The organism is Arthrobacter ipis, assembly GCF_014694315.1.
Taxonomy (GTDB): Bacteria; Actinomycetota; Actinomycetes; order Actinomycetales; family Micrococcaceae; genus Arthrobacter; species Arthrobacter ipis.
The window spans coordinates 872-22,035 of record NZ_JAAOXD010000008.1 but is presented as its reverse complement, the minus strand read 5'-3'; the positions used below and the strand labels follow the sequence as shown (position 1 = coordinate 22,035).

The window sequence follows — 21,164 nt, the reverse complement described above, 5'->3', positions numbered from 1 at the left end:
GGCATGGCGGTACCCGAAACATCGCTGACCTCGGCGGACCTGGCCCGGATCGACGGGCAGCTGGCGGACACCGACCGGCTGCTCGATCAGAGCTACCCGGGCGACGACGGCTCCCGCCAGCCCGTCCACACCGTGTACGTCCCCGCTGACCGTTTCACGCCGTCGCTCGCCGCCGACTGGGGAACCCAGGCGCTGGCGACGGCGGCCGCCCACGGCGGGCTGGCCCGGCTCGGTTCGCTGCTGGGCCAGGACGCCGAGCTCGCCGAAGCCGTCGCTTCCCGGGTGGAGACGAAGCTGGCCAGCGAGCCGATCGAGGACCTCCGGCTCGACTTCGAGGACGGGTTCGGGGACCGGGGCGACGACGCCGAGGATGCCGCCGCCGTTGCCGCGGCAGCCGCCGTGGCCGCCGCTGTCTCGGCCGGCTCCGCGCCGCCGTTCATCGGAATTCGGTTCAAGTGCTTCGAGGCCCCCACCCGCGCCCGCGGGCTGCGCACCCTCGACCTGTTCGTCTCCGGCCTGGCTGCGGCGGGCGAACTGCCCGAGGGCCTGGTCCTGACACTGCCCAAGGTCACCACCGTGGCCCAGGTGCAGGCCATGGATTACGCGGTCTCCCGGCTCGAGGAGGTCCACTCGCTCCCCGCCGGCCGGCTCCGGTTCGAGGTGCAGGTGGAGACGCCGCAGCTCATCCTCGGCCCGGAGGGGACGTCCCCGGTGGCACAGCTGCCGCATGCCGTCCCCGGCCGGATCAGCGGCCTGCACTACGGCACGTACGATTACTCCGCGTCCCTGCAGATCTCCGCCGAGTACCAGTCGATGGAACACCCGGTGGCTGACTTCGCCAAGGAGGTCATGCAGCTGGCCGTGGCCGGCACCGGCATCCGGCTGTCCGACGGATCCACCAACATCATTCCCGTGGGCGACAACGTGGAAAACGCCTGGCAGCTGCACGGCCGCCTGGTGCGCCGTTCCCTGGAGCGCGGCTTCTACCAGGGCTGGGACCTGCACCCGGCCCAGCTGCCCAGCAGGTTCACGGCAACGTATGCGTTCTACCGCCAGGGCATGCCGGCCGCGGCGGCCCGGCTGCGGAACTACGTGGAGCAAACGGAAGGCGGGGTCATGGACGAGCCGGCGACGGCCCGCGCGCTCGCCGCGTTCGTGCTGCGCGGCGTCCAGTGTGGTGCCGTGGGGGCCGAAGAGGTCCAGGCACTCGCCGCCGTCGGGATCCCCCAGCTGACTGCCCTGGCCCACCCGCGGCTGGCCACCACTTCCAACTCCTAAGTAAGGAATCTCCCCATGGGAAAGTACTACTCCCCCGACGGCGGACTGCCGCCGCAGACCCACTTGACCACTGAGCGGGCCATCGTCACCGAGGCCTACACGGTCATTCCCAAGGGCGTCATGACCGACATCGTGACCAGCAACCTGCCGGGATTCAGCAACACCCGCTCCTGGATTATCGCCCGCCCCATTTCCGGTTTCGCCACCACGTTCTCCCAACTGATTGTTGAGATCGGCCCGGGCGGCGGCGCACCCAAGGCCGAGTTCGAGGCCGGCGTCGAAGGCGTCATCTTCGTGACCCGCGGCAAGGTCAGCCTCACCCTCGACGGCGAACTGCACCAGCTTGAGGAGGGCGGCTACGCCTACCTGGCCGCCGGTTCGGAATGGGGCCTGGAGAATGTCTCCGACGACGTCGTGTCCTTCCACTGGATCCGCAAAGCCTACGAGCGGCTTGAGGGTTATGAAGCCAAGTCGTTTGTCACCAACGAGAAGGACGTTGAGCCGACGTCGATGCCGGATACGAACGACGTCTGGAAGACCACCCGCTTCACGGACTCCAGCGACTTGGCCCACGACATGCAGGTCAATATCGTCACCTTCCAGCCCGGCGGCGTGATCCCTTTCCCGGAGACGCATGTCATGGAACACGGCCTGTACGTCCTTGAGGGCAAGGCCATGTACCTGCTCAACAACGACTGGGTGGAGGTGGAGGCAGGCGACTTCATGTGGCTGCGCGCCTTCTGCCCGCAGGCCTGCTATGCCGGTGGCCCGGGCGAGTTCCGCTACCTGCTCTACAAGGACATGAACCGCCAGGTCCGCCTCACCTAGTCCGCACCCACCGCGGACCTCACTGCCGCCGAAATCGCCGGAAGCCTGCCAGTACGCTGGAACACACAGGAAGCTTCCGGCGATTTCGCGCGTCTCCGGCGACTCCGGCTTTCCGCGAACCCTTGCGTCACAACTGCGTGCAGGGAAGCATGAAGGCATGCTGACGATCGGAACGACTGTCCTCGGCGTCGACGACGTCGCCCGCGCCACTGCGTTCTGGTGCGACGCCCTCGGCTACATCCCCCGGGAGGACGGCGACGAGACGTGGGTGGTGCTCGTCCCGCAAAAAGGCGACGGCGCCCGGCTCGCCCTCATGCTCAGCGAGACTCCGGTGCAGTCCCATCCGCGCCTTCATCTGGACCTCTACGCCGATGACCAGGCAGCCGAGGTGGAACGACTCGTCGAGCTCGGGGCAGCCCGGGTGGACTGGGACTCGTATCCGGATGACCCGGATTTCATCGTGCTGGAAGACCCGGACGGGAACCGCTTCTGCGTCGTGGATGCGGCAGCCTGACCCTATAAAGAGGGACACACGGAAGGACGCACCATGAATTTCTCGCCCGACTTCTCGCCCCGCACGGCCATCGTCACCGGCAGCGACTCAGGGATCGGCCGCGCCACCGCGGTAGCACTGGCCCAGGCCGGCCTGGACATCGGGGTCACCTGGCATTCGGACCGGGTCGGCGCCGAACAGACGGCGGAGGAAGTCCGTGCCGCGGGCCGGAACGCGGTGATCGGGCAGCTCGACACCACGGACCTCTTGGCGTGCGCCGGTGTCATCGACGGACTCGCGGAGAACCTGGGCGGCGTCGACGTGTTCGTCAACAACTCCGGCACGGGCGACGGCACCAAGTTCCTCGAGCTCAACTATGAAACCTGGGCCAAGACCCTGGACACCAACCTCAACGGCGCCTTCCTCTGCATCCAGGCGGCAGCCCGCCGAATGGTCGACGCCGGGCGGGGCGGGCGCATCATCGCCGTCACCAGCGTTCATGAAACGCAGCCGCGGGTGGGCTCGTCCGCCTACGACGCGTCCAAGCACGGGCTGGGCGGGCTGATCAAGACCATTGCACTGGAGCTGGCCAGCCACGGCATCACGGCTAACTCCGTGGCCCCAGGCGAAATCGCGACGCCGATGACGGGCCAGACCGATGAAGATCCCCACACCAAGGACCGGCCCGGCGTTCCCCTCGGGCGGCCCGGCGATGCGCGGGAGGTAGCTGCGGTCATCGCGTTCCTTGCCTCTCCGGCGTCGAGCTATGTCACCGGGGCGTCGTGGGCGGTCGACGGCGGGATGCTCCAAATGGGGCCGCAGGCCGGCTCGCACATCACCGGCCACGAGTGGCGCGAGCAGTAGGACGCGAGCCGTCGGCGAGCCGCCGGACAAGTCCCCGCAACGGAAAGCGGCTGGCGGGTGAGTCGCCCGCCAGCCGCCGTCCCGGACCTCGCTGCTAAAGCCCGGTGTCTATATATCCCGGTGTCCCACTTGAAAGTCAGGGCTTGAGGACCACCTTGATGCAGCCGTCCTCTTTCTTTTGGAACTTCTCATAGAGCCCGGGGGCGTCGGCCAGCCCCGCGGTGTGGGTGACCAGATCCATCACACCCAGCGGATCGGCGTCGTCCTCCACCAGCGGAAGCAGCTCATCCGTCCACCGGCGGACGTTGCACTGGCCCATCCGGAGCTGGATCTGCTTGTCGAACATGGTCAGCAGCGGCATGGGGCTGGCCGTGCCGCCATAGACTCCGCTCAGGGACAGCGTGCCGCCGCGGCGGACCGCGTCAATGGCTGTGTGCAGCACCGCGAGGCGGTCGACGCCGGCGGTTTCCATGGCCTTTTGCGCCACCTTGTCGGGAAGGAGCCCCAGAGCCTGGTGCGCGAATGCGGCCACCGGCGAGCCGTGCGCCTCCATGCCGACGGCGTCCACCACCGCGTCCGGTCCCCTGCCGCCGGTCATCTCGCGCAGTTCGTCGGCCACGCCCTTCGCATAGTCCAGGACCTCGACGCCGTGCCGCGCCGCCATCTCGCGGCGTTCCGGAACCGGATCCACGCCGATCACGCGCTGGCCCAAGTAGGTGCCGATCCGGGAGGCAAACTGCCCCACCGGGCCCAGCCCGAAGACCGCCAGCGTGCCACCGGCCGGAGCATCGGCGTATTTCACGCCCTGCCAGGCGGTCGGAAGGATGTCCGAGAGGAACAGATACCGCTCGTCCGGCAGCTCCTGCCCCACCTTGACGGGGCCGTAGTCCGCGAATGGCACCCGCAGGTACTCCGCCTGTCCGCCGGGAACGGAACCGTACAGCTCCGAGAACCCGAACAGCGCGGCCCCGGAATTCTTTTCCCGGACCTGGCTGGTTTCGCACTGCGACTGCAGGCCCTGCGAGCACATGTAACAGTGGCCGCAGGAAATGTTGAAGGGAATGACCACACGGTCTCCCTTCGCCAGATTGGTGACGGCGCTCCCCACCTCCTCCACGATGCCCATGGGTTCATGGCCCAGCACATCGTCCTTGTGCATGTAGGGGCCAAGCACCTCGTACAGGTGGAGATCCGAGCCGCAGATCGCGGACGACGTGATTCTCACGATCGCATCCGTGGGCTCCTTGATGACCGGATCCGGTACCTCCTTCACGCTCACCGAGCGCTTGCCTTGCCAAGTCAGTGCCTTCAATGGAGTGCCTTCCTGTAGCTGCACGTCGCGTCCTTTCGACCGTAACGTGCCCCGGTCGCATTGTGAAGATCAGTATGCTTAGCAATTTCATTTAGCCCCCGGAAGCGGAGGTAAGCCTCCTTGCCTTTTCCCTTGTTTCAGCCGCGGAACGCTCCTAGCGTAGGAACTGTTCTTGCCCCCAAGGAAAGGCGCCCATCATGTCGCTGTACCAGCCCGAACCGGTGGAAATCTCAACGCGCATGCGGCCAGGCGAATGGACAGAGGCGAGCCTCGAGGAACTGGTGACCACCTACCAAGCAAAAATCCTCGCCATGGGGGCGGCGGTTTCGGAGGTGCTCACCGAGGTGGTCCGGAACGACGACGGCTCCGTGGCGGTCGCGGTGTCGTGGAACAAGGGAACCTACGCCGACGAGCCCCGGGGTGGCGGGTTCACGAACACCGAGTCCACCACCACTGGGGCCACGAACACCGAATCCAGTGGGGACACGGCCGGGGCCTGACTGCGCTACGACCCTTCAAGCCCGGACGCCTCAAGCCCTGATCCCCTAGCCGGCCAGCAGTTTCCCGATCACGCTGCCGCCCAGGTTGTCCAGAAGCTCCCGCGGACCATCGTAGACCTCAACGGCCCCCGCCTCGCGGAGCTCCGCCTCACTGGTACCGCCGCAGGTGAGGGCAACGGTGGGGATGCCGAGCTTGCCGGCAGCCATGACATCCCACACCGCGTCGCCCACGTAGACGGCCCCGGAGGCCTCCAGCCCGACGGCTTCCAGTGCCGCCACAAGGATGTCCGGCTCAGGCTTGCTGTTTTCCGCATCATTGGAGCTCGTAGCGGCGTCGATGAAGTCATCCGCCGCCAGCGCCGAGCGGAGCGCCTGGAGATCCTGCTCCCTCGCGGACGAGGCCAGGGCCACCGCCAGTCCACTCTCACTGCATCTGGCCAGCAGGTCGCGGGCACCGTCGAAGGCGCGGAGCGAGGGCCAGTACGTGCCGAAGATCCCGGAATGGGCGGACAGAATAGCCTCGTCCACGTCCTTGTTCCGGGAGTCCGGCAGCAGATTGTCGACCAGGCGCGCCCCGCCCATCCCCACACAGCGGTGAATCCGGGCCATGGGCACATCGAAGCCCGACTGGCGGAACGCCTGCCACCAGGCAAGGGTGTGAATATAAGCGGAGTCGATCAGGGTCCCGTCAACATCGAACAGGACACCCTTCTCCCTGCGCTGCCCCTGCGACAATTGATCCTGCCACTCTTTGCCCTCTGACACTCCAGCCGACCTCAGCGCTCGGCCAGCCGTGGCGCGGGCACCCGCTGCGGTGCGGTCTTCCGGGACCCGTGACCTGCACCCGCCATGGACTTCACTGGCTGCCGGACCGGCCAGGCATGGCGCTTTTGTGCCGGCCGCTTCACGGCATCCTTGCAGCAGTCCCGGATTAGGCCCGTACCGGCAATCTCCCTGGCCTGGGCAACCCCGGCAACTGCTGCGCGCTTCGTCGGGAAGGTGACGGACACCGCCATCAGCGCCCCCGTTCCGTCGAGCAGCCGGATCCTGTAACCGCCGTCGGGAGCGTCCACCAACTCGAAATATCCAGCCATTTGGCTCTCCTCCTTCTTCACCCTTGGGTGACGTGTTTAGTAAGTATACTTACCTAACGCCAAAGGTGAGAGGTGTCACCCAAATACTCCTCGAACAAGGCCGACGACGCTGACCCCTCGGTCAGCGCGGGCCCCTCAGGCAGTGCCGGCCTTGGACGGGAGCGGCCTGTCGCTCCGGCGGGGCCGGTGCTGATTCAGTTCCAAGGCACTGGTCACCAGCGCGAAATGGCTGAACGCCTGAGGGGTGTTCCCCAGGTGCCGCCCGCTCTGGACGCCCCATTCCTCACTCAGCAGGCCAACGTCGTTGCGCAGCGACAGCAGCCGCTCGAACAGTTCCGTGGCCTCCCTGCGCCGGCCTGCCCCAAGCAGCGCCTCTACCAGCCAGAAGGAGCAGGCGAGGAACACCCCCTCATCCCCCGGCAGGCCGTCGTCGCTCGCCTGGGGCCGGTACCGGAGCACGAAACCGTCCTCCGTCAGTTCACGCTGGATGGCCTCGATGGTGCCGATCACCCGGGGATCGTCGGGCGGGAGGAAGCCGACGCGCGGAATAAGGAGCAGGCTGGCATCGAGTTCGGGCCGCCCATAGCTCTGCGTGAAGGTGTTCCGGCCGGCGTCGAAGCCGTTCGCCATGACCTCGGCGTGGATCGTGTCGCGGAGCGCCTCCCAGCGGTCTGCCGGGCCGGGAAGCCGGGAATCCCGGACCCCCTTGACCATCCGGTCCGCCGCCACCCATGCCATCACCTTGGAGTGCGTGAAATGGCGCCGCGGACCGCGCATCTCCCACAGCCCGTTGTCCGGCTGGTCCCAGGCGCCTTCGAGGTATTCCATCAGCGCCACCTGGACGTCCCAGGCTTCGTCGGTATGCTTCAGCAGCGAGTTGCGGGTCAGGGCAAGGCAGTCCAGCACTTCACCCCACACGTCCAGTTGCAGCTGGCCCGCGGCGGCGTTGCCCACCCTCACCGGCGAGGAATTCTCATAACCCGCCAGCCACGGCAGTTCCATTTCCGGCAGCCGGCGTTCGCCGTGGATCCCGTACATGATCTGCAGGTCGGCGGGATCGCCTGCCACGGCCCGCAGCAGCCAGTCGCGCCAGGCCGCCGCCTCGGAGGTGTAGCCGGCGGCTAGCAGCGCCTGAAGTGTCAGGGTGGCATCACGCAACCAGCAGAAGCGGTAATCCCAGTTCCGCGGCCCGCCCAACTGCTCCGGCAGCGACGTGGTCACGGCCGCAACGATGCCTCCGGTGGGCGCGTACGTGAGGGCCTTCAGGGTTATCAGCGAGCGCTGGACCGCATCTTTGTACGGCCCGGATACCTTGCATTTGTCTGCCCACTCCTGCCAGAAACGTTCGGTGGAGTCCAAAACTTCTTCCGGATCCACGGAACGGGGCCGGCGCACATGGCTAGGCGCCCACGTCAGCACGAACGGCACCCGTTCGCCGGCCGTCACGGTGAAGTCGCTGACGGTGTGCATGCGTTCGCCCCGCAGCGGGGCAGTGGTCACCAGATAGGCAGAATCAGGACCGGCGATGGCGTGGAGACCGTGGCTGTCCCGGCGCACCCAGGGCATGATGTGGCCGTAGTCGAAGCGCAGGGCCAGCTCACTTCTCATCCGGACATGTCCGTGCAGCCCCACCACGATCCGCACGATGTCCGCCACCTCGTCGCGGGGCGGCATGAAGTCGATAACCCGGACGGCGCCGTCGTCGGTTTCCCACTCGGTTTCCAGGATGAGGGTGTGCCGGCGGTAGCGGCGCCGTGTGCAGCCGCCCCCGGCTGCCGGGGCGAGGAGCCAGCGGCCGGATTCGGGGGTGTCCAGGAGCGCATTGAAGCAGGCCGGCGAATCGAACCGCGGCAGGCACAGCCAGTCAATGGAACCCTCAGTGCTGACCAGGGCCGCCGTGTGCAGATCCCCGACCACCGCATAATCTTCAATGCGTACCATGCCCTTACAGTGCCACAGCAGGCCTCGCGGCACGAGGGGCGGCCGGGTGTAGCCTGAACTTAGGCGGAGCGGCCGCCGGAGCCTGCCAGCCAGCCTTGCCCAGTACTCCGGCAGCCGGTGTGACGGGCGGAAGTGGAGCCTCGCGTGGATAGTCGCTTGAACGAAGCCGATGTGGTGGGGCATGTCCAGGACCTGTTGCTGGACACGCAGGATGTCCAGGATTTTTTGGACGAGCTGGCACGGTTCACTTCGGAGAGCATGTCCGGGCCGCGCGGGCAGATTTACTGCGGAATCACTCTCCTGCGGCACCGTTCGGCGGCCACCGTGGCCAGCAGCAGCGAGCACGCCCAGGCAGTGGACGAAATCCAGTACCAGTTTGGTGATGGTCCTTGCCTTCGCTCCTGCCGGGAGGGTGTCCTGGTCCATGTGCCGGACTTCGAGCTCGATTCGGAGTTTCCCGACTATAACGACACCGTGCTGAGGAACGGCATCCGTTCAGTCCTGGCGGTGCCGTTCGACCTGCCCGGCGACGACGCGCGGGCAGGGCTGAACATGTATTCCGAGAAGCCGAACGTCTTTGACGCCGCCGCCGTGGAGAGCGCCATCAGCTATGTCCGCCAGGCGTCCAAGGGCCTCCGGCTCGCGGTCCTGCTGGCCCAGCGCAACGATAACGCCGACAACCTGAGGCGGGCGATGGAGTCGCGGACCATCATCGATACCGCCGTCGGGATCATCATTGCGCAGAACCGCTGCAGCCAGGAGGACGCCATCAACCTCATCAAGTCGGCGTCAAGCACGCGCAACCTGAAGCTGCGCGACGTCGCGGCCGCCATCGTGGAATCCGCCGGCGGCGGGCCCGTGGCAACCCACTTCGAGTGACGGCCGCCAGGTGACGGTGCACATCGGAACGTCCGGCTGGAGCTACGACCACTGGGAAAATGTGCTGTACCCGCCGGGGCTTCCCACCCGTGACCGGCTGCAGCACTACGTGGCACGGTTCAGCACAGTGGAGCTCAACGCCAGCTTCTACCGCTGGCCGCGTGACACCACGTTCGCCGGCTGGCGGACCAGGCTGCCGGCCGGTTTTGCCCTGTCCGTCAAAGCCCCGCGCGGCCTCACCCACGGCAAGAAGCTGTACGCTCCCGAAGTCTGGATTGAACGGATCTCGCGGTGCTGGCACGAACTCGGCGACAAGCGCGCCGTGCTGCTAGTCCAGCTGCCTCCCGGCATGGCGAGGGATGATGCCCGCCTGGACTATTTCCTCGGCGCCATGCCCGGGTGGATCCGGGTGGCGGTGGAGTTCCGCCATCCGAGCTGGGAGCAGCCGGATGTGTACGGGCTGCTGGAACGGCACGGGGCCGCGTACACCGTCATGAGTGGTGCCAACCTGCCCTGCAACCTGCAGGCGACCGCCCCGTTCGTCTACGTCAGGCTGCACGGGCCCGACCACCAGCACCTGTACGGCGGCTCCTACTCGGACGAGGAACTGGGCTGGTGGGCGGACAGAATCCGGGAGTGGCGCGGCTCCGGACGGGAAGTCTTCGCGTATTTCAACAACGACGGCGGCGGCAACGCCGTGCGTAACGCCGCCACCCTGCGCGGCATGCTGGGAGACGGCGGGGAGTAACAGAGAGCAGGACGGCAACCCATGGGCCCCTGCCCTGTGGCAGAGTGAAGGCATGGACATGGCGTCACAGGAATCACCGTTGGCAGGGACGAGTTTGTCAGGAAGGCGCGTCTTCCGCCTGGCCCATTGGCTCTCGGATGCGATCAATACGGCGCGCCTGAAGACCGCGCGGCGCTGGAAGTTCGAACCCAAGACCGTCGCGTACCAGGGCTATGGTTCCACGGAGTGGGTTCGCGTTCTGGGCAGGGTGGTGCTGGCCAGCAAGCCGGTGCCCGGCAGCCGCGCCGACCATGCCGCCCGGAACGGCACGGAGAATGTGCGTGGCTGGCGCGCCTTCACCAGCGTTCCCATTCCCGGCTCCGAGGTGGAGATCGAGATCGGCGGAACCGTTACGAAGGTTAAGGCGGACCGGGGCGGGCTGGTGGACATCGACATTCCGGTATCCCTGGCGCCGGGCTGGCACACCGCCGTACTGCGTTCCGCAGGCGCTGAACCGGCGGAAGCAAGCATCTTTGTAATTGCCCCCGGTACCCAGTTCGGCATTGTCTCCGACATTGACGACACCGTCATGGTCACGGCACTGCCCCGGCCGTTCCTGGCGCTCTGGAACACCTTTGTGCTCAGCGAGCGGGCCAGGATGGCCACCCCGGGCATGGCGGTGCTGCTGGACCGGCTCACGGTTGAGCATCCCGACGCGCCGGTCATCTACCTCTCAACCGGCCCCTGGAACGCAGCGCCGACGCTCGCACGGTTCCTGACCCGGAACATGTATCCGGCCGGCCCGCTGCTGCTCACGGACTGGGGACTGACCCAGGACCGGTGGTTCCGCAGCGGCCAGGAGCACAAGCGCCGCAACCTTGAGCGGCTGGCGGCGGAATTCCCGCACATGCGCTGGCTGCTGATTGGCGACAACGGCCAGCATGACGAGCAGATCTACTCGCAGTTCACACAGCACAACGCGCACAATGTGGCAGCCATCGCCATCAGGCAACTGTCCGTGAGCGAGGCCGTCTTCGCCGGCGGCCACTCCGAGGACGGGGACCACAGCGCCTCAACGGTGCCGTGGATCTACTCCCCCGACGGGGCGGGCATAGCCCGCCAGCTCAGGGAGCTCGAACTGCTCTAGGTGCCCGAACTGCTCTAGGTGACCAACTGCTTTAGGTGACCGGCCCGCCGTCGGACGTTCCGCCGTCGGACATCCCTGCGTCTGTCAGCATTCCATCAGCCACGGCTCCGTCCGGCTCTGCTGCCGCAGCCGCGACGGCGGCATCCGCGGACGCCGCCAGCCTCCGTTCCTCCTGCAGTTCCTGGAACCAATAGAACGAGGCCTTTGGCGTGCGCACCTGCGTCTCGAAATCCACGTGCACCAGGCCGAACGGCTGCTTGTACCCGCCCGACCATTCGAAGTTGTCCATGAAGGACCAGACGTAATAGCCGCGGAGGTCGATCGCTTCGGCCTCGCCGCCGGGGGCCGTGGCGCGGAGCGCTGTGCCGAGGTGGTCGGAGAGGTAGCGGAGCCGCCGCTCGTCGGGGATGAAGGTCCGGTTGGTGGACTTGTCGCGGATCTTAACGTCCACAAAGCTCGCCCCGCCTTCGGTGATGATCACCGGCGGAAGGTTCGGGTACCGTTCGGCCATTTCCTTGAGCGCCACGGCCATATATTCCGGTTTCACGGGCCAGCCGTAAGCGGTGGTTTCGGTGTCCGGCCACGGTTCGATGTGCAGCGGGGCACCGGGCGTGGCGTCCTTGAGGTCATCCCCCATCGCCTCCGCCATCGCCGCCGGAACCGGGCTGTCGCCACCGCCCGCCGCCACCCGGGTGGGCATGTAGTAGTTCATGCCGTAGAAATCCAGCGGCTGGGAGATGACGGCCATGTCCTCGTCCGGATGGTCGAAGGACGAGAAGAACTTCGCCGCCCGGATCAGGTCCGGATATTTTCCGGTGAGCACCGGATCGGCATAAAGCCGGTTCTGTGCCACATCCATGGCTCCGGCACCGATCCAGTCGAGCGGGTTGCCGGAGTTGGGCACCACGGGCGAGTACACGTTGGTCATTCCGATTTCGCCGGGTACCTTCGCAGCCCGAAGGGCCTGCAGGGCCAGGCCGTGGCCGAGCAGCTGGTGGTGTACGGTGGGCAGGCCGTTGGCGAAGTCGGCCTTCCCCGGGGAGTGCAGGCCCAGGGCATAGCCGTTGGTGGTCACAGTGGCGGGTTCGTTGATGGTCACCCAGCGGGCCACCCGGTCCCCGTACGCGGCCGCGGCGATGGCGGCGAACTCCCCCAGCCGGTAAGCGGTGTCCCGGTTGAGCCAGCCGCCGTCCTCATCGAGAGCCAGCGGAGTGTCCCAGTGGTAGAGCGTGACCATCGGCGAAATTCCGTTGGCCAGCAGCTCATCCAGCAGCCGGTCATAGAAGTCCAGGCCGGCCCGGTTCACCGCTCCGCGTCCGTCCGGCTGGATCCGCGGCCATGCCAGTGAGAACCGGTAGGAATCGACGCCCAGTTCCTTCATCAGGGCCACGTCCTGCGGCATGCGGTGGTAGTGGTCGCACGCCACGGCGGGACTGTGGCCGTCCACGATGGTCCCGGGTTTGGCGGCGAAGACGTCCCAGCCGGCGGGTCCCCGGCCGTCCTCATCGAGCGCCCCTTCAATCTGGAACGCGGCTGTAGCCACCCCCAGGGTGAATCCGGTCGGAACCATGGCGGCCAATTCTTTGGCGGAAGGATGCATCGCTAGACCTCTGTGACGTTGTGAAAGGCCGGTGGGCCAAAAACTTCAGATTGCCGGAGTCTACCGCTCAGGGCGCCGCGCTGCCCGGATTAATCACGGAAATCACGTTGCCGGCCGGGTCCTTGAACCACGCGATATCCGGGCCCATCCCCCGGGCTATTCCTTTTTCGTCCGTGGGGAGGCCGGGATCGTCGTAGATATTGGTGTGGACGCCAGCCGCGTTGAGCTCGTCAACGGCCGCTTCGACGTCGTCGACCACCAGGTTCAGGACGGTGAAGGTGGCCGGCTCATGGTTGTCCTTGGGATAGACAAAAATCCTGTGGCCCTCGGACATGGACAGCTCCAGCGTGCCCATTGCGCCGTCGGACACGGCCAGGCCCAGCGTCTGCCCGTAAAACTCCCGGGCGCGCGCAACGTCGTCAACGCTGAAGCTGGAAAACGAAACCTTGGGCGCAAACATGGCCTTCTCCTTCGACGGCTCCGGTCCTTCCACAGCTCCGGTCCATTAACAGCTCAAGACGACGGCGGTACCTCTGGACTGCGGTACCCCCCAGAATGGCACAGGCCGGGGCCCCTGACGAGGGGCCCCGGAAGGGAGGCCGGGCGCAGTCCGGCCACCAACCGGGGTGGTCTTGACCGGCGCTGGTAGGGTCTGCGGCATGGATGAAAAATTGGGGAAGTTCATCGATGATTTCGCGCAGCTGGTGCAGATCGCCCAGTCCGGGCAGCACCGCGTAAAGGCCGGACGGCAGCTACTGACAGCAATCACCGAACATCTGGCCGTGCCGGCAGAATCACTTGCTGTGGTGGTGGAGGAGGTGCCGGCGCACCGGTTCGTGGACGCAGACATCCTGATGGCCGAGCTCGCCGCCGAGGACCCGGAGTTCCGGCTGGTGGGCATAGGTGGCGGTGACCAGCGCCACCACCAGTCCCTGAGCGACATGCTGCAGCAGTCGCAGTTCTTCCCGCAGTTTCCGTTGTCGCAGCCCGATTACATCAACCTGGCTGTGGGACCGGATGAACAGCGGCAGGCCGTGGCGCTGGGCCTGTGGCTGTTCAGGCATGCGGGCAGCCCTGTTGCTGTCCTGCAGCGGGACGCGGCGCCACGGTACGGGCGGCAGACGGCGTGCCTTGAGGTTCTGGCTGCCGATGCGAAGAACGCCGCGGACTTCCTCTCCGAGTTCCGCCGGCGAATGCAGCGCGGCAGCGTCCTGAAGGGCCAGGTCATATCCCTGGTCATGGGAGAGTACGGGCCCAGCACCGGAGGCGTGACGTTCCACGCCCGGCCGGAGCTCACCGCATCCGACGTCATTCTGCCCCAGGGGCTGCTCCAGAAAGTGACAGATCACGCCCTCGGCATCGCCGCACACCGGGAGTCGCTGAACGAGTACGGCCAGCACCTCAAGCGGGGCATCCTGCTGTACGGCAAACCGGGGACCGGCAAGACCCACACGGTGCGGTACCTGCTGAGCCAAAGTGCCGGCATCACCGCAATCCTGCTGTCCGGAGGTTCCCTGGCCAGGATCTCCGAGGCGGCCGCCATGGCCCGGGCCCTTCAGCCATCGATCGTTGTGCTTGAGGACTGCGACCTGATCGCCGAGGACCGGAGCTTCGGGCACGGGCCGCAGCCGCTGCTGTTCGAGGTGTTGGACGCCATGGACGGCCTGGACCACGACGCCGACGTCGCATTCGTCCTCACCACCAACCGCGTGGACATGCTCGAACGTGCCCTTGCCCAGCGCCCCGGCCGCGTGGACCTCGCCGTGGATATTCCGCTGCCGGCCGCGGACGAGCGCGTCGGGCTGGTGACGTTGTATGCGCGCGGCATTCCGTTCAGTCCCGAGGCTGTCCGGGAGGCCGCCGCCCGTACCGAAGGAACAACGGCCTCGTTCGCGCGCGAACTGGTCCGCCGCGCTGTCGTGCGCGCCGCACTGGACGGCGCACCCGTGTCGGACAGTCACCTGCTCGGGGCGGTGGAAGAACTGATGGCCGACGGCGAGACCCTCACCAGGAGCCTGCTGGGCAGCGGCCCCGCCGGCGGCGGGGACGGGCAGGGCAGCTTCGGCGGCCCTAGCTTCCCTGGGCCGGGAATTGGCGGGCCGGGTTTCCCCCGGCCAGGATTCTTTCCCGGGCCCGACTTTGGCAGCGTTGGTTTCGCCGGGCCGGGTTAGTCCAGCTACTTGTCAGTTAGCTTGCGGGCACACTTGCGGGCCGGTCCAGTTACAGGTCAGTCCACCAGCGGTGGCGGCCCGAAGAGGAATTCGTTGGCGTGGGACACGGCTTTGCGGAAGGCGTCATTCCGCAGGCCCACCAGGTTCGAAGAGCCGGCCTCGCCAGGCTCAAGGAACTGGGTGAGGCCAGGGCGAAGCACCCAAATGTCCCCGGCCGGCGGCAGGTAGAACACTCCGAACGTACGGTGCTGGCGGTCGTCGTCGGACCAGATGGGCACCACGGCAAGGGCAGCACCGGTTGTGGGATTGATCCACTGTGCACGGGGAAGTGGCTCCTCATGGGCCTCGGGGTCCAGGAACGGCGCTGTGCCCTTGCCCCAGCGCTGCTCGAAGCGCTCATGGAAGGCCGGGATCAGGTGGGAGTCGTAGCGGCGCCAATCGCTCATGGCTGTGGTTCTCCTCTGACGTTCAGGTCGGGTTCAGGCCCACGGTCCGCTCTCCCACCGGACGGGGGTGACGCGCAGCGGCGGTTCACGGTGCTGGACCACGTGGACTGGAATGCTGTGGGGCTGGCCGGCGGATGGGTCGGGAGCCCCGGCACGAAGGACCTCACGGTCATAGGCGGCCCGGCGCTCCGGATCCCGAAGCACGGAGAAGGCCTGCATGACGAGTTGCAGTTCGGCTGGTACCGCTTCACCGTTGGCGAGATCCGGATGGTGGCGGCGCATCAGCGTGCGGTAGGCGCGGGCGACTTCCTGCTGCGACGCGCGGTGCGGAATCTGCAGCACCGCATAGTAGTCCGGTGCGGGTGTGGTCATCACTGAAGCCTGTTAAGTGGGTTGTTGCTGTTGCCGTGGCAGGGGCGGCCTTCGGGCAGGCGAAGGCCGCCCCTGCCAGCGCGGTGGCCGGCTACGTCCCGATTTGATGCAGCTGGCCCTTGCTTTCGATCTCGATCTTCCGTGGCTTCGCCTGCTCGGCGACCGGGATCCGGAGTGTCAGCACTCCAACGTCGTAGCTGGCCTTGATGTTGTCCGCGTCCAGCGTGTCACCGAGAATGAGCTGCCGGCTGAAGACGCCGCGTGGCCGCTCGGAAACCACCATTTCGACGTTTGGCTGGGTGGCGTCCCGGCGCTCTGCCCGGACAGTGAGGACGTTCCTTTCGACGTTCAGATCCACTGCGTCCGGCGAAATCCCGGGCAGGTCAAAGGCCACCACAAACTCCCCGTCTTCCTGCCACGCATCCATAGGCATGGCCGCCGGACGGGCTGCTGTTCCGAAGACCTGCTGGGTGAGACGGTCCAGCTCGCGGAACGGGTCGGTACGGATTAGCATCATTTCCCACTCCCTTCAGCATGTAGGTTCTAGAGCCACCCATCACCGGCATCTATGGTGATGGGTATAGATTTTTTATAGCACCGGTGACAAACTGGGGCAAGGGTAATCGAGAAAAATCTGGACGGGGAATCATATGGCCAACCGGGACAGCACCGGACGCGGATTGTACGCCATTTCGGTGGTGGCGGAGCTCGTGGGAACGGGCCAGCAAAACATCCGGCTCTATGAGCGCCGCGGCCTGCTGACACCGGAAAGGACCGACGGCGGCACCCGCCAGTACAGCGAATCCGACCTGGCCGTCCTGCGCCGCATCGGAGAACTCCTGGACGAAGGGCTAAACCTGGCGGGCGTGGCGAAGGTGCTGGAACTGGAAATGGACAACACCCGTCTCCGGCGGCAACTGAAGCTTGCCAGGGCCCGGAACGCCCGCCCGGACGACGGCGATTGATCGCTGCCGCTACAGCCGGCCGCCGGCGAGCAGGAAGGAATCCTCGAGCAGCTCGGCGAGCAGGCCGCCGTCGACCCTTGAAAGCCGGACGAGGACCAGCTGCGGTGAACGCTCATGGTGCGGCGTCCAGAAATACGTCTCCGGGTCCGTGCCCGTGAGCGCCTCGCGCTCGGCGGTTTTGACCGTCAGCACGTCCGTCTCCCAGATGCGGGCCATCAGGGTTCTAGCGAACCAGGCTGGCTGGTTCCAACTGACGCGCTCCGTCACGCCCGGCAGTGCAAGGCAGATCCTGCGGACATCGGCTTCGGTGGCCATGCTTTCAGTCCGGGGCGTCGGCCTTGGAAAGCTCGCCCGTAACTTCTTCGCCCGGTACCCGGGCGGTGCGCCAGGTGTCGACGGCTATCACGGCACCGAGCACCACCAGCGAGAGTGCCACGGAAGCCACGGCGTCGCTCACCCAGTGATAGCCAAGGTACAGCCTGCTGACGGATGCGAGGATCACGCCGATGATGGCGCAGACAAAACCGACCACTGTTGTCTTTGGTCTCCGGTGGCGGGAAAAGACCAGGAACGCCGTTATCAGCAGGAAGTCCGAGGCCCCCAGAACGTGGCCCGACGGAAACGAAAAGGTGTGGTCTGCGCCGAACAGCATCTGGTCCACGGGAGGGCGTTGCCTGTCGACCGACCTGCCGATGAGCTGCGCCAGTCCCACGCCGGTGAGCATTGCTGCCGCCAATAGAATCGGCCGCCAGGCATGCTTCGCCAGGATGCCCCATGCCACCGTGACAACGAGGACGATGATGGGCAGCGCCACGGGCCCGAAGATTACAGCCAGGACAATCATCACCATGGTCAGCACCTGCGAGCGCGTCGTCAGGAGCCACCTCCAGGCCTCGTCATCGGCACTGGCCAACCCGTCATGGTCCTGAACACCGGAGAGTGCGAAGAAGAAGACGGCTGCCCCCACAACGGCGAGGACGATCGCCGTCACGTAGAGCGCTTTCCGCGCGCTGGGTTCCATGTAGCGTTCTTCAACCACGAACTTGTCGTGAAAGACGCGCCACCAGCCCTGCTTGTCCGCTGATTCTTCTGCCACCTGAAAGACCGCCTGTGTTCGCTGAGGAAAACTGCCTTAGAAGTGAAATCCTAAGCCCCCTTACAGATGCCACTCCCCGCTGTTACGGTGAAACTTCCAGCCCCACGAGGTCTCAGGAGACGACATGAGCGCTGAAGGAACCGGCCAGGAAGACCAGAACAGCGGAACTTCACCGCAGACCCAAGGGGATGGCGTCCCCGACTCCGGCGACGGCGTCGCGGTGGGCGCGGGCGAGCCGAACACGTTCGAACCGGAAGAGGGCAAGGACAGCCCGCGGGCCGGAACGCCCAGCAGCAGCCAGATTGCCACGGCTGAGGACACGCCCGACGTCGAGGAAACACCGGTGGACACCACCGAACCCAGCTGACCGGATGCGGGGGCCCGAGCCCTCCGCAGAACGGCAGGGCCCGTTCCGGTAGCACTGTCCTGATTGGCAGGCCCGGTGGATAATTAGTCACACATTGAAGTGGCAACGGGGCTACGGAGGCTGCCGTGAGGATCATCGGACTGCTTGTGGTCATCTGGCTGATCATCGGCGTATTTGCCGCGTTTCAGCGGGGCTACTTCGGCGGCTCCCCGGACTCGTGCACGGAGGCCGGAACCGTGGCGATCACCATCGCCGCCGGGCCGCTGAACTACATGGGCGCCAACCCCAAGCTGACCTGCGAAGTGCCCCAGCCTTCCAAGTAAGCGCAGCCTTCCAAGTAAGCGCAGCCTTCCAGGTGCAATCCGGCCGCTTACCCGGAAGGCGCGTTACCGTTCACTCGCGATTCACTCGCGCGTCCTCGCCTGTCCAAGCTGCCCCGTTAGGTTCGGGGCCATGGACATCACTCGCAGAACACTCATCACCAGCAGCCTCGGCGCCGGCCTCGTCATCGCCCTGCCCGGCACCGCCGTCGCCGATCCCCGGAACGCAGAGGCGAGCCTCCCCACAGATCCCTTCACCCTCGGCGTCGCATCCGGCGACCCTTGGCCCGACGGCTTCGTGCTCTGGACCCGGCTCGCGCTCAACCCGCTCGCGGAAGACGGGCTGGGCGGCATGCCCTCCCGCGTGGTCGCCGTGGCCTGGGAGGTTGCTGAGGACCCTGCGATGCGGAACGTGGTGCAGCGCGGCGTGGAGCAGGCCCTGCCGGAAAGCGCCCACTCTGTCCATGCGGAGCTGCGCGGCCTGAAGCCCGGGCGTGAGTACTTCTACCGGTTCCGCGCCGGCCGCCATGTCAGTCCTGTTGGGCGCACACTGACCAGCCCGGCTTGGTACGAGACGCCCGCCGCCCTGTCCATGTCCTTCGCCAGCTGTGCCCAGTACGAGCACGGTTTCTTCACGGCCTACCGCCGCCTCGCGGAGGACCAGCCGGACCTGGTGCTGCACCTCGGCGACTACCAGTACGAGTACAAGAAGGGCTCCTACGTGACCGGCGGCGGGAACGTCCGGGACCACGAGGGCCCGGAGACGGTGACGCTGGAGAACTACCGCCAGCGCCACGCCCAGTACAAGGCCGACGCCGACCTGCAGGCTGCGCATGCGGCGGCGCCGTGGCTGGTGGTCTGGGATGACCACGAGGTGGATAACAACTGGGCGGACGAGGTCCCGGAAAACGCGGACCCGGCCCAGCTGAACGACACCGCGGCCAACTTCAGGAAGCGCCGGGCCGCCGCGTTCCAGGCCTACTACGAGAACATGCCGCTCCGCGCACCGTCCATGCCCGCCGGGGCAGATATGAAGATCTACCGCACGGTTCAGTGGGGCCAGCTTGCCAACTTCCACATGATGGACACCCGCCAGTATCGCGACGACCAGCTGGCGGGGGACGGCTGGCGGAAGAACGTCAAGGAACGCCTGGCGGAGAACCGGACCATCACCGGGGCCGATCAGGAGCAGTGGCTGTTGAACGGTTTCCGGAAGTCCAAGGCGCGCTGGGACCTCCTGGGCCAGCAGGTGTTCTTCGCCGAGCGGGACCGCAACCAGGCCGCCGACATCGACGACGTATCAATGGACGGCTGGGACGGCTACGCATCCTCCCGCCGCCGCATCACCCAGGGCTGGGTGGACGCCAAGGTGCGCAACGCCGTCGTCCTCACCGGAGACGTCCACCGCAACTGGGCCAACGACGTCAAGGTCGACTACAAGAATCCGGACGCGCCGGTGGTGGGCTCCGAGCTGGTGTGCACGTCCGTCACGTCCACCGGCAACGGCACTGGCTCCGTCACGGACCCCACCATGGCCTGGAACGAGCACCTGAAGTTCTTCAACGACCAGCGCGGCTACGTCCGGACCAGCATCACGAAGGATTCCCTGACGGCATATTTCAGGGTGCTGGACTACGTCAACACCCCGGGCGCGGCGGTCAGCACCAAGGCGTCCTTCCGGATCGACGACGGCGTGCCCGGCCTCCAGCCCCGCGCCTAGCCACCCGCTTCCCAGGAACGCGGGACTGGCGCTACCAGTCGTGGACGGTTCCGTCGACGAGGCGGTTGTAGGGCAGGTAGGCCTGCTGGTAGGGGTAGGCGGCTGCTGCTTCCTCGTTGAATTCGACGCCGATGCCCGGCTTGTCGCCCGGGTGCAGGTAGCCGTCGGTGAAGGTCATGGACTGCTCGAACACCTCGTTCGTGGCGGCCGAGTGCTGCATGTATTCCTGGATGCCGTAGTTGTGGATCGCCAGGCCCACGTGCAGCTGCGCGGCGAACCCGACCGGGGAAATATCGGTGGGGCCGTGGAAGCCGGACTTGATCTGGTACTGCGCGGCGAAGTCCATGACCTTCTTCAACGGCGAAATCCCGCCGAAGTGGGTGGACGCTGCCCGGACGTAGTCGATCAGCTGTTCCTTGATGATGCTCTGGTAGTCGTACACGGTGTTGAAGATTTCACCGATGGCCAGCGGGGTGGTGGTGTGCTGCCGGACCAGGCGGAGCGCTTCCTGGTTTTCGGCCGGGGTGCAGTCCTCGAGCCAGAACAGGTCGTACGGCTCCAGCGCCTTGCCCAGCTTCGCGGCCTGGATCGGGGTCATCCGGTGGTGCCCGTCATGCAGCAGCGGCAGTTCCGGGCCGAACTCGTTCCGGACCGCCTCGAACACGGACGGCAGGTGCCGCAGGTAGGCCCGGGTGTCCCAGTCCTCCTCCACCGGGAACGCACCGCGCCCGGCGGGTTCGTAGTCGTACCGCTCCCCCGAGGCCTGGGCCTGCGCGGCCACCCCGTACACGGCCTTGATCCCGGGCACCGCGGTCTGGATCCGCACCGACTTGTAGCCCAGTTCAAGGTGCTCGCGGACCGAGTCGAACAGCGACGGGATGTCCGAACCGGAGGCGTGCCCGTAGGCGCGCAGCCCGTTGCGGGAGGCCCCGCCGAGCAGCTGGTACACCGGCATGCCGGCCAGCTTGCCCTTGATGTCCCACAGCGCCATGTCCACCGCGGCGATCGCCGCCATCGTCACCGGGCCGCGGCGCCAGTACGAGG

General features: G+C 66.6%; 25 protein-coding genes. 13 read left to right on the top strand and 12 right to left on the bottom strand.

Annotated features, from left to right (window positions below; translation table 11 throughout):
* Positions 1-3: 3 nt before the first annotated feature.
* From G9E11_RS18440 to G9E11_RS18425, 4 genes are all read left to right on the top strand, one after another.
* Positions 4-1,278, top strand: coding sequence for a DUF6986 family protein (locus G9E11_RS18440; RefSeq protein WP_190608500.1), 1,275 nt, complete (start codon positions 4-6; stop codon positions 1,276-1,278).
* 15 nt (positions 1,279-1,293) lie between these two features.
* Positions 1,294-2,106, top strand: coding sequence for a bifunctional allantoicase/(S)-ureidoglycine aminohydrolase (locus tag G9E11_RS18435; protein ID WP_190608498.1), 813 nt, complete (start codon positions 1,294-1,296; stop codon positions 2,104-2,106).
* A gap of 157 nt (positions 2,107-2,263) precedes the next feature.
* Positions 2,264-2,620 carry a VOC family protein gene (locus tag G9E11_RS18430; RefSeq protein WP_190608496.1) on the top strand — a complete coding sequence of 119 codons (357 nt, stop codon included), beginning with the start codon at positions 2,264-2,266 and terminating at the stop codon, positions 2,618-2,620.
* 33 nt (positions 2,621-2,653) lie between these two features.
* The gene (locus G9E11_RS18425; RefSeq protein WP_190608494.1) at positions 2,654-3,463 is read left to right on the top strand and encodes an SDR family oxidoreductase; all 810 of its coding nucleotides are present in this window, start codon (positions 2,654-2,656) and stop codon (positions 3,461-3,463) included.
* Positions 3,464-3,599: 136 nt separating this feature from the next.
* On the opposite strand, the gene G9E11_RS18420 is transcribed toward G9E11_RS18425, so the two are convergent.
* On the bottom strand, positions 3,600-4,775 hold the full coding sequence (locus G9E11_RS18420; protein WP_190608611.1) for a zinc-dependent alcohol dehydrogenase: 1,176 nt from the start codon (positions 4,773-4,775) through the stop codon (positions 3,600-3,602).
* 197 nt (positions 4,776-4,972) lie between these two features.
* On the opposite strand from G9E11_RS18420, the gene G9E11_RS18415 reads away from it, so the two are divergent.
* Positions 4,973-5,275 (top strand): hypothetical protein, encoded by a 303-nt coding sequence (locus G9E11_RS18415; RefSeq protein ID WP_190608492.1) that lies wholly within the window; start codon positions 4,973-4,975, stop codon positions 5,273-5,275.
* A gap of 45 nt (positions 5,276-5,320) precedes the next feature.
* Here G9E11_RS18415 and G9E11_RS18410 read toward each other — a convergent pair whose 3' ends face one another.
* The 3 genes from G9E11_RS18410 to G9E11_RS18400 all read right to left on the bottom strand — a co-directional run bounded on the left by G9E11_RS18410 (position 5,321) and on the right by G9E11_RS18400 (position 8,310).
* The gene (locus G9E11_RS18410) at positions 5,321-6,010 is read right to left on the bottom strand and encodes an HAD family hydrolase (protein ID WP_190608490.1); all 690 of its coding nucleotides are present in this window, start codon (positions 6,008-6,010) and stop codon (positions 5,321-5,323) included.
* Between the two features lie 41 nt (positions 6,011-6,051).
* The gene (locus G9E11_RS18405) at positions 6,052-6,369 is read right to left on the bottom strand and encodes a YegP family protein (protein ID WP_190608488.1); all 318 of its coding nucleotides are present in this window, start codon (positions 6,367-6,369) and stop codon (positions 6,052-6,054) included.
* 135 nt (positions 6,370-6,504) lie between these two features.
* Positions 6,505-8,310, bottom strand: a complete 1,806-nt coding sequence (locus G9E11_RS18400) for a glycoside hydrolase family 15 protein (protein ID WP_190608486.1) — start codon at positions 8,308-8,310, stop codon at positions 6,505-6,507.
* A gap of 156 nt (positions 8,311-8,466) precedes the next feature.
* On the opposite strand from G9E11_RS18400, the gene G9E11_RS18395 reads away from it, so the two are divergent.
* Genes G9E11_RS18395 through G9E11_RS18385 form a run of 3 tightly spaced genes read left to right on the top strand, consistent with a single transcriptional unit; the run spans position 8,467 to position 11,063 of the window.
* The gene (locus tag G9E11_RS18395; RefSeq protein WP_194718349.1) at positions 8,467-9,189 is read left to right on the top strand and encodes a GAF and ANTAR domain-containing protein; all 723 of its coding nucleotides are present in this window, start codon (positions 8,467-8,469) and stop codon (positions 9,187-9,189) included.
* A 10-nt stretch (positions 9,190-9,199) separates the two neighbouring features.
* A complete protein-coding gene (locus G9E11_RS18390) occupies positions 9,200-9,937 on the top strand; it encodes a DUF72 domain-containing protein (RefSeq protein WP_190608481.1) in 738 nt (245 codons plus the stop codon).
* 52 nt (positions 9,938-9,989) lie between these two features.
* Complete coding sequence (locus G9E11_RS18385; protein WP_190608479.1) at positions 9,990-11,063, top strand: App1 family protein; 1,074 nt, start codon at positions 9,990-9,992, stop codon at positions 11,061-11,063.
* Positions 11,064-11,094: 31 nt separating this feature from the next.
* Here G9E11_RS18385 and G9E11_RS18380 read toward each other — a convergent pair whose 3' ends face one another.
* Together G9E11_RS18380 and G9E11_RS18375 are read right to left on the bottom strand one after the other, a co-directional pair.
* A complete protein-coding gene (locus G9E11_RS18380; RefSeq protein WP_190608477.1) occupies positions 11,095-12,663 on the bottom strand; it encodes a GH1 family beta-glucosidase in 1,569 nt (522 codons plus the stop codon).
* Between the two features lie 67 nt (positions 12,664-12,730).
* The gene (locus G9E11_RS18375) at positions 12,731-13,123 is read right to left on the bottom strand and encodes a VOC family protein (protein WP_190608475.1); all 393 of its coding nucleotides are present in this window, start codon (positions 13,121-13,123) and stop codon (positions 12,731-12,733) included.
* A gap of 199 nt (positions 13,124-13,322) precedes the next feature.
* Between G9E11_RS18375 and G9E11_RS18370 the strand changes: the two genes are divergently transcribed.
* Entirely contained in the window at positions 13,323-14,834 is a 1,512-nt protein-coding gene (locus G9E11_RS18370; protein ID WP_190608473.1) for an AAA family ATPase, read from the top strand.
* 56 nt (positions 14,835-14,890) lie between these two features.
* Here the strand turns inward: G9E11_RS18370 and G9E11_RS18365 are convergent, their stop codons facing one another.
* The 3 genes from G9E11_RS18365 to G9E11_RS18355 all read right to left on the bottom strand — a co-directional run bounded on the left by G9E11_RS18365 (position 14,891) and on the right by G9E11_RS18355 (position 16,166).
* Positions 14,891-15,280, bottom strand: coding sequence for a hypothetical protein (locus tag G9E11_RS18365; RefSeq protein ID WP_190608471.1), 390 nt, complete (start codon positions 15,278-15,280; stop codon positions 14,891-14,893).
* Between the two features lie 33 nt (positions 15,281-15,313).
* Entirely contained in the window at positions 15,314-15,652 is a 339-nt protein-coding gene (locus G9E11_RS18360) for a J domain-containing protein (protein ID WP_190608468.1), read from the bottom strand.
* A 91-nt stretch (positions 15,653-15,743) separates the two neighbouring features.
* Entirely contained in the window at positions 15,744-16,166 is a 423-nt protein-coding gene (locus tag G9E11_RS18355) for an Hsp20/alpha crystallin family protein (protein ID WP_111904976.1), read from the bottom strand.
* A gap of 136 nt (positions 16,167-16,302) precedes the next feature.
* On the opposite strand from G9E11_RS18355, the gene G9E11_RS18350 reads away from it, so the two are divergent.
* Entirely contained in the window at positions 16,303-16,617 is a 315-nt protein-coding gene (locus G9E11_RS18350) for a MerR family transcriptional regulator (RefSeq protein WP_190608465.1), read from the top strand.
* Between the two features lie 9 nt (positions 16,618-16,626).
* On the opposite strand, the gene G9E11_RS18345 is transcribed toward G9E11_RS18350, so the two are convergent.
* Entirely contained in the window at positions 16,627-16,932 is a 306-nt protein-coding gene (locus tag G9E11_RS18345; RefSeq protein WP_190608462.1) for an MmcQ/YjbR family DNA-binding protein, read from the bottom strand.
* Positions 16,933-16,936: 4 nt separating this feature from the next.
* Complete coding sequence (locus G9E11_RS18340) at positions 16,937-17,713, bottom strand: phosphatase PAP2 family protein (RefSeq protein WP_414635211.1); 777 nt, start codon at positions 17,711-17,713, stop codon at positions 16,937-16,939.
* 124 nt (positions 17,714-17,837) lie between these two features.
* On the opposite strand from G9E11_RS18340, the gene G9E11_RS18335 reads away from it, so the two are divergent.
* The 3 genes from G9E11_RS18335 (at position 17,838) to G9E11_RS18325 (ending at position 20,120) form a co-directional block, all read left to right on the top strand.
* Positions 17,838-18,080 (top strand): hypothetical protein, encoded by a 243-nt coding sequence (locus G9E11_RS18335; protein ID WP_190608459.1) that lies wholly within the window; start codon positions 17,838-17,840, stop codon positions 18,078-18,080.
* Between the two features lie 125 nt (positions 18,081-18,205).
* Positions 18,206-18,403 carry a hypothetical protein gene (locus G9E11_RS18330; RefSeq protein ID WP_076800319.1) on the top strand — a complete coding sequence of 66 codons (198 nt, stop codon included), beginning with the start codon at positions 18,206-18,208 and terminating at the stop codon, positions 18,401-18,403.
* A gap of 130 nt (positions 18,404-18,533) precedes the next feature.
* Positions 18,534-20,120, top strand: a complete 1,587-nt coding sequence (locus tag G9E11_RS18325) for an alkaline phosphatase D family protein (protein WP_190608457.1) — start codon at positions 18,534-18,536, stop codon at positions 20,118-20,120.
* Between the two features lie 31 nt (positions 20,121-20,151).
* Here the strand turns inward: G9E11_RS18325 and G9E11_RS18320 are convergent.
* The coding region (locus G9E11_RS18320) for a D-galactonate dehydratase family protein (RefSeq protein ID WP_190608454.1) at positions 20,152-21,164 on the bottom strand (1,013 nt) is incomplete at its 5' end.

Bases quoted from the DNA above. Each gene is read 5' to 3' on its own strand.
- G9E11_RS18440 (WP_190608500.1), top strand. From the start codon at position 4: ATGGCGGTACCCGAAACATCGCTGACCTCGGCGGACCTGGCCCGGATC.
- G9E11_RS18435 (WP_190608498.1), top strand. From the start codon at position 1,294: ATGGGAAAGTACTACTCCCCCGACGGCGGACTGCCGCCGCAGACCCAC.
- G9E11_RS18430 (WP_190608496.1), top strand. From the start codon at position 2,264: ATGCTGACGATCGGAACGACTGTCCTCGGCGTCGACGACGTCGCCCGC.
- G9E11_RS18425 (WP_190608494.1), top strand. From the start codon at position 2,654: ATGAATTTCTCGCCCGACTTCTCGCCCCGCACGGCCATCGTCACCGGC.
- G9E11_RS18415 (WP_190608492.1), top strand. From the start codon at position 4,973: ATGTCGCTGTACCAGCCCGAACCGGTGGAAATCTCAACGCGCATGCGG.
- G9E11_RS18405 (WP_190608488.1), bottom strand. From the start codon at position 6,369: ATGGCTGGATATTTCGAGTTGGTGGACGCTCCCGACGGCGGTTACAGG.
- G9E11_RS18400 (WP_190608486.1), bottom strand. From the start codon at position 8,310: ATGGTACGCATTGAAGATTATGCGGTGGTCGGGGATCTGCACACGGCG.
- G9E11_RS18385 (WP_190608479.1), top strand. From the start codon at position 9,990: ATGGACATGGCGTCACAGGAATCACCGTTGGCAGGGACGAGTTTGTCA.
- G9E11_RS18380 (WP_190608477.1), bottom strand. From the start codon at position 12,663: ATGCATCCTTCCGCCAAAGAATTGGCCGCCATGGTTCCGACCGGATTC.
- G9E11_RS18375 (WP_190608475.1), bottom strand. From the start codon at position 13,123: ATGTTTGCGCCCAAGGTTTCGTTTTCCAGCTTCAGCGTTGACGACGTT.
- G9E11_RS18370 (WP_190608473.1), top strand. From the start codon at position 13,323: ATGGATGAAAAATTGGGGAAGTTCATCGATGATTTCGCGCAGCTGGTG.
- G9E11_RS18365 (WP_190608471.1), bottom strand. From the start codon at position 15,280: ATGAGCGATTGGCGCCGCTACGACTCCCACCTGATCCCGGCCTTCCAT.
- G9E11_RS18360 (WP_190608468.1), bottom strand. From the start codon at position 15,652: ATGACCACACCCGCACCGGACTACTATGCGGTGCTGCAGATTCCGCAC.
- G9E11_RS18355 (WP_111904976.1), bottom strand. From the start codon at position 16,166: ATGCTAATCCGTACCGACCCGTTCCGCGAGCTGGACCGTCTCACCCAG.
- G9E11_RS18350 (WP_190608465.1), top strand. From the start codon at position 16,303: ATGGCCAACCGGGACAGCACCGGACGCGGATTGTACGCCATTTCGGTG.
- G9E11_RS18345 (WP_190608462.1), bottom strand. From the start codon at position 16,932: ATGGCCACCGAAGCCGATGTCCGCAGGATCTGCCTTGCACTGCCGGGC.
- G9E11_RS18335 (WP_190608459.1), top strand. From the start codon at position 17,838: ATGAGCGCTGAAGGAACCGGCCAGGAAGACCAGAACAGCGGAACTTCA.
- G9E11_RS18325 (WP_190608457.1), top strand. From the start codon at position 18,534: ATGGACATCACTCGCAGAACACTCATCACCAGCAGCCTCGGCGCCGGC.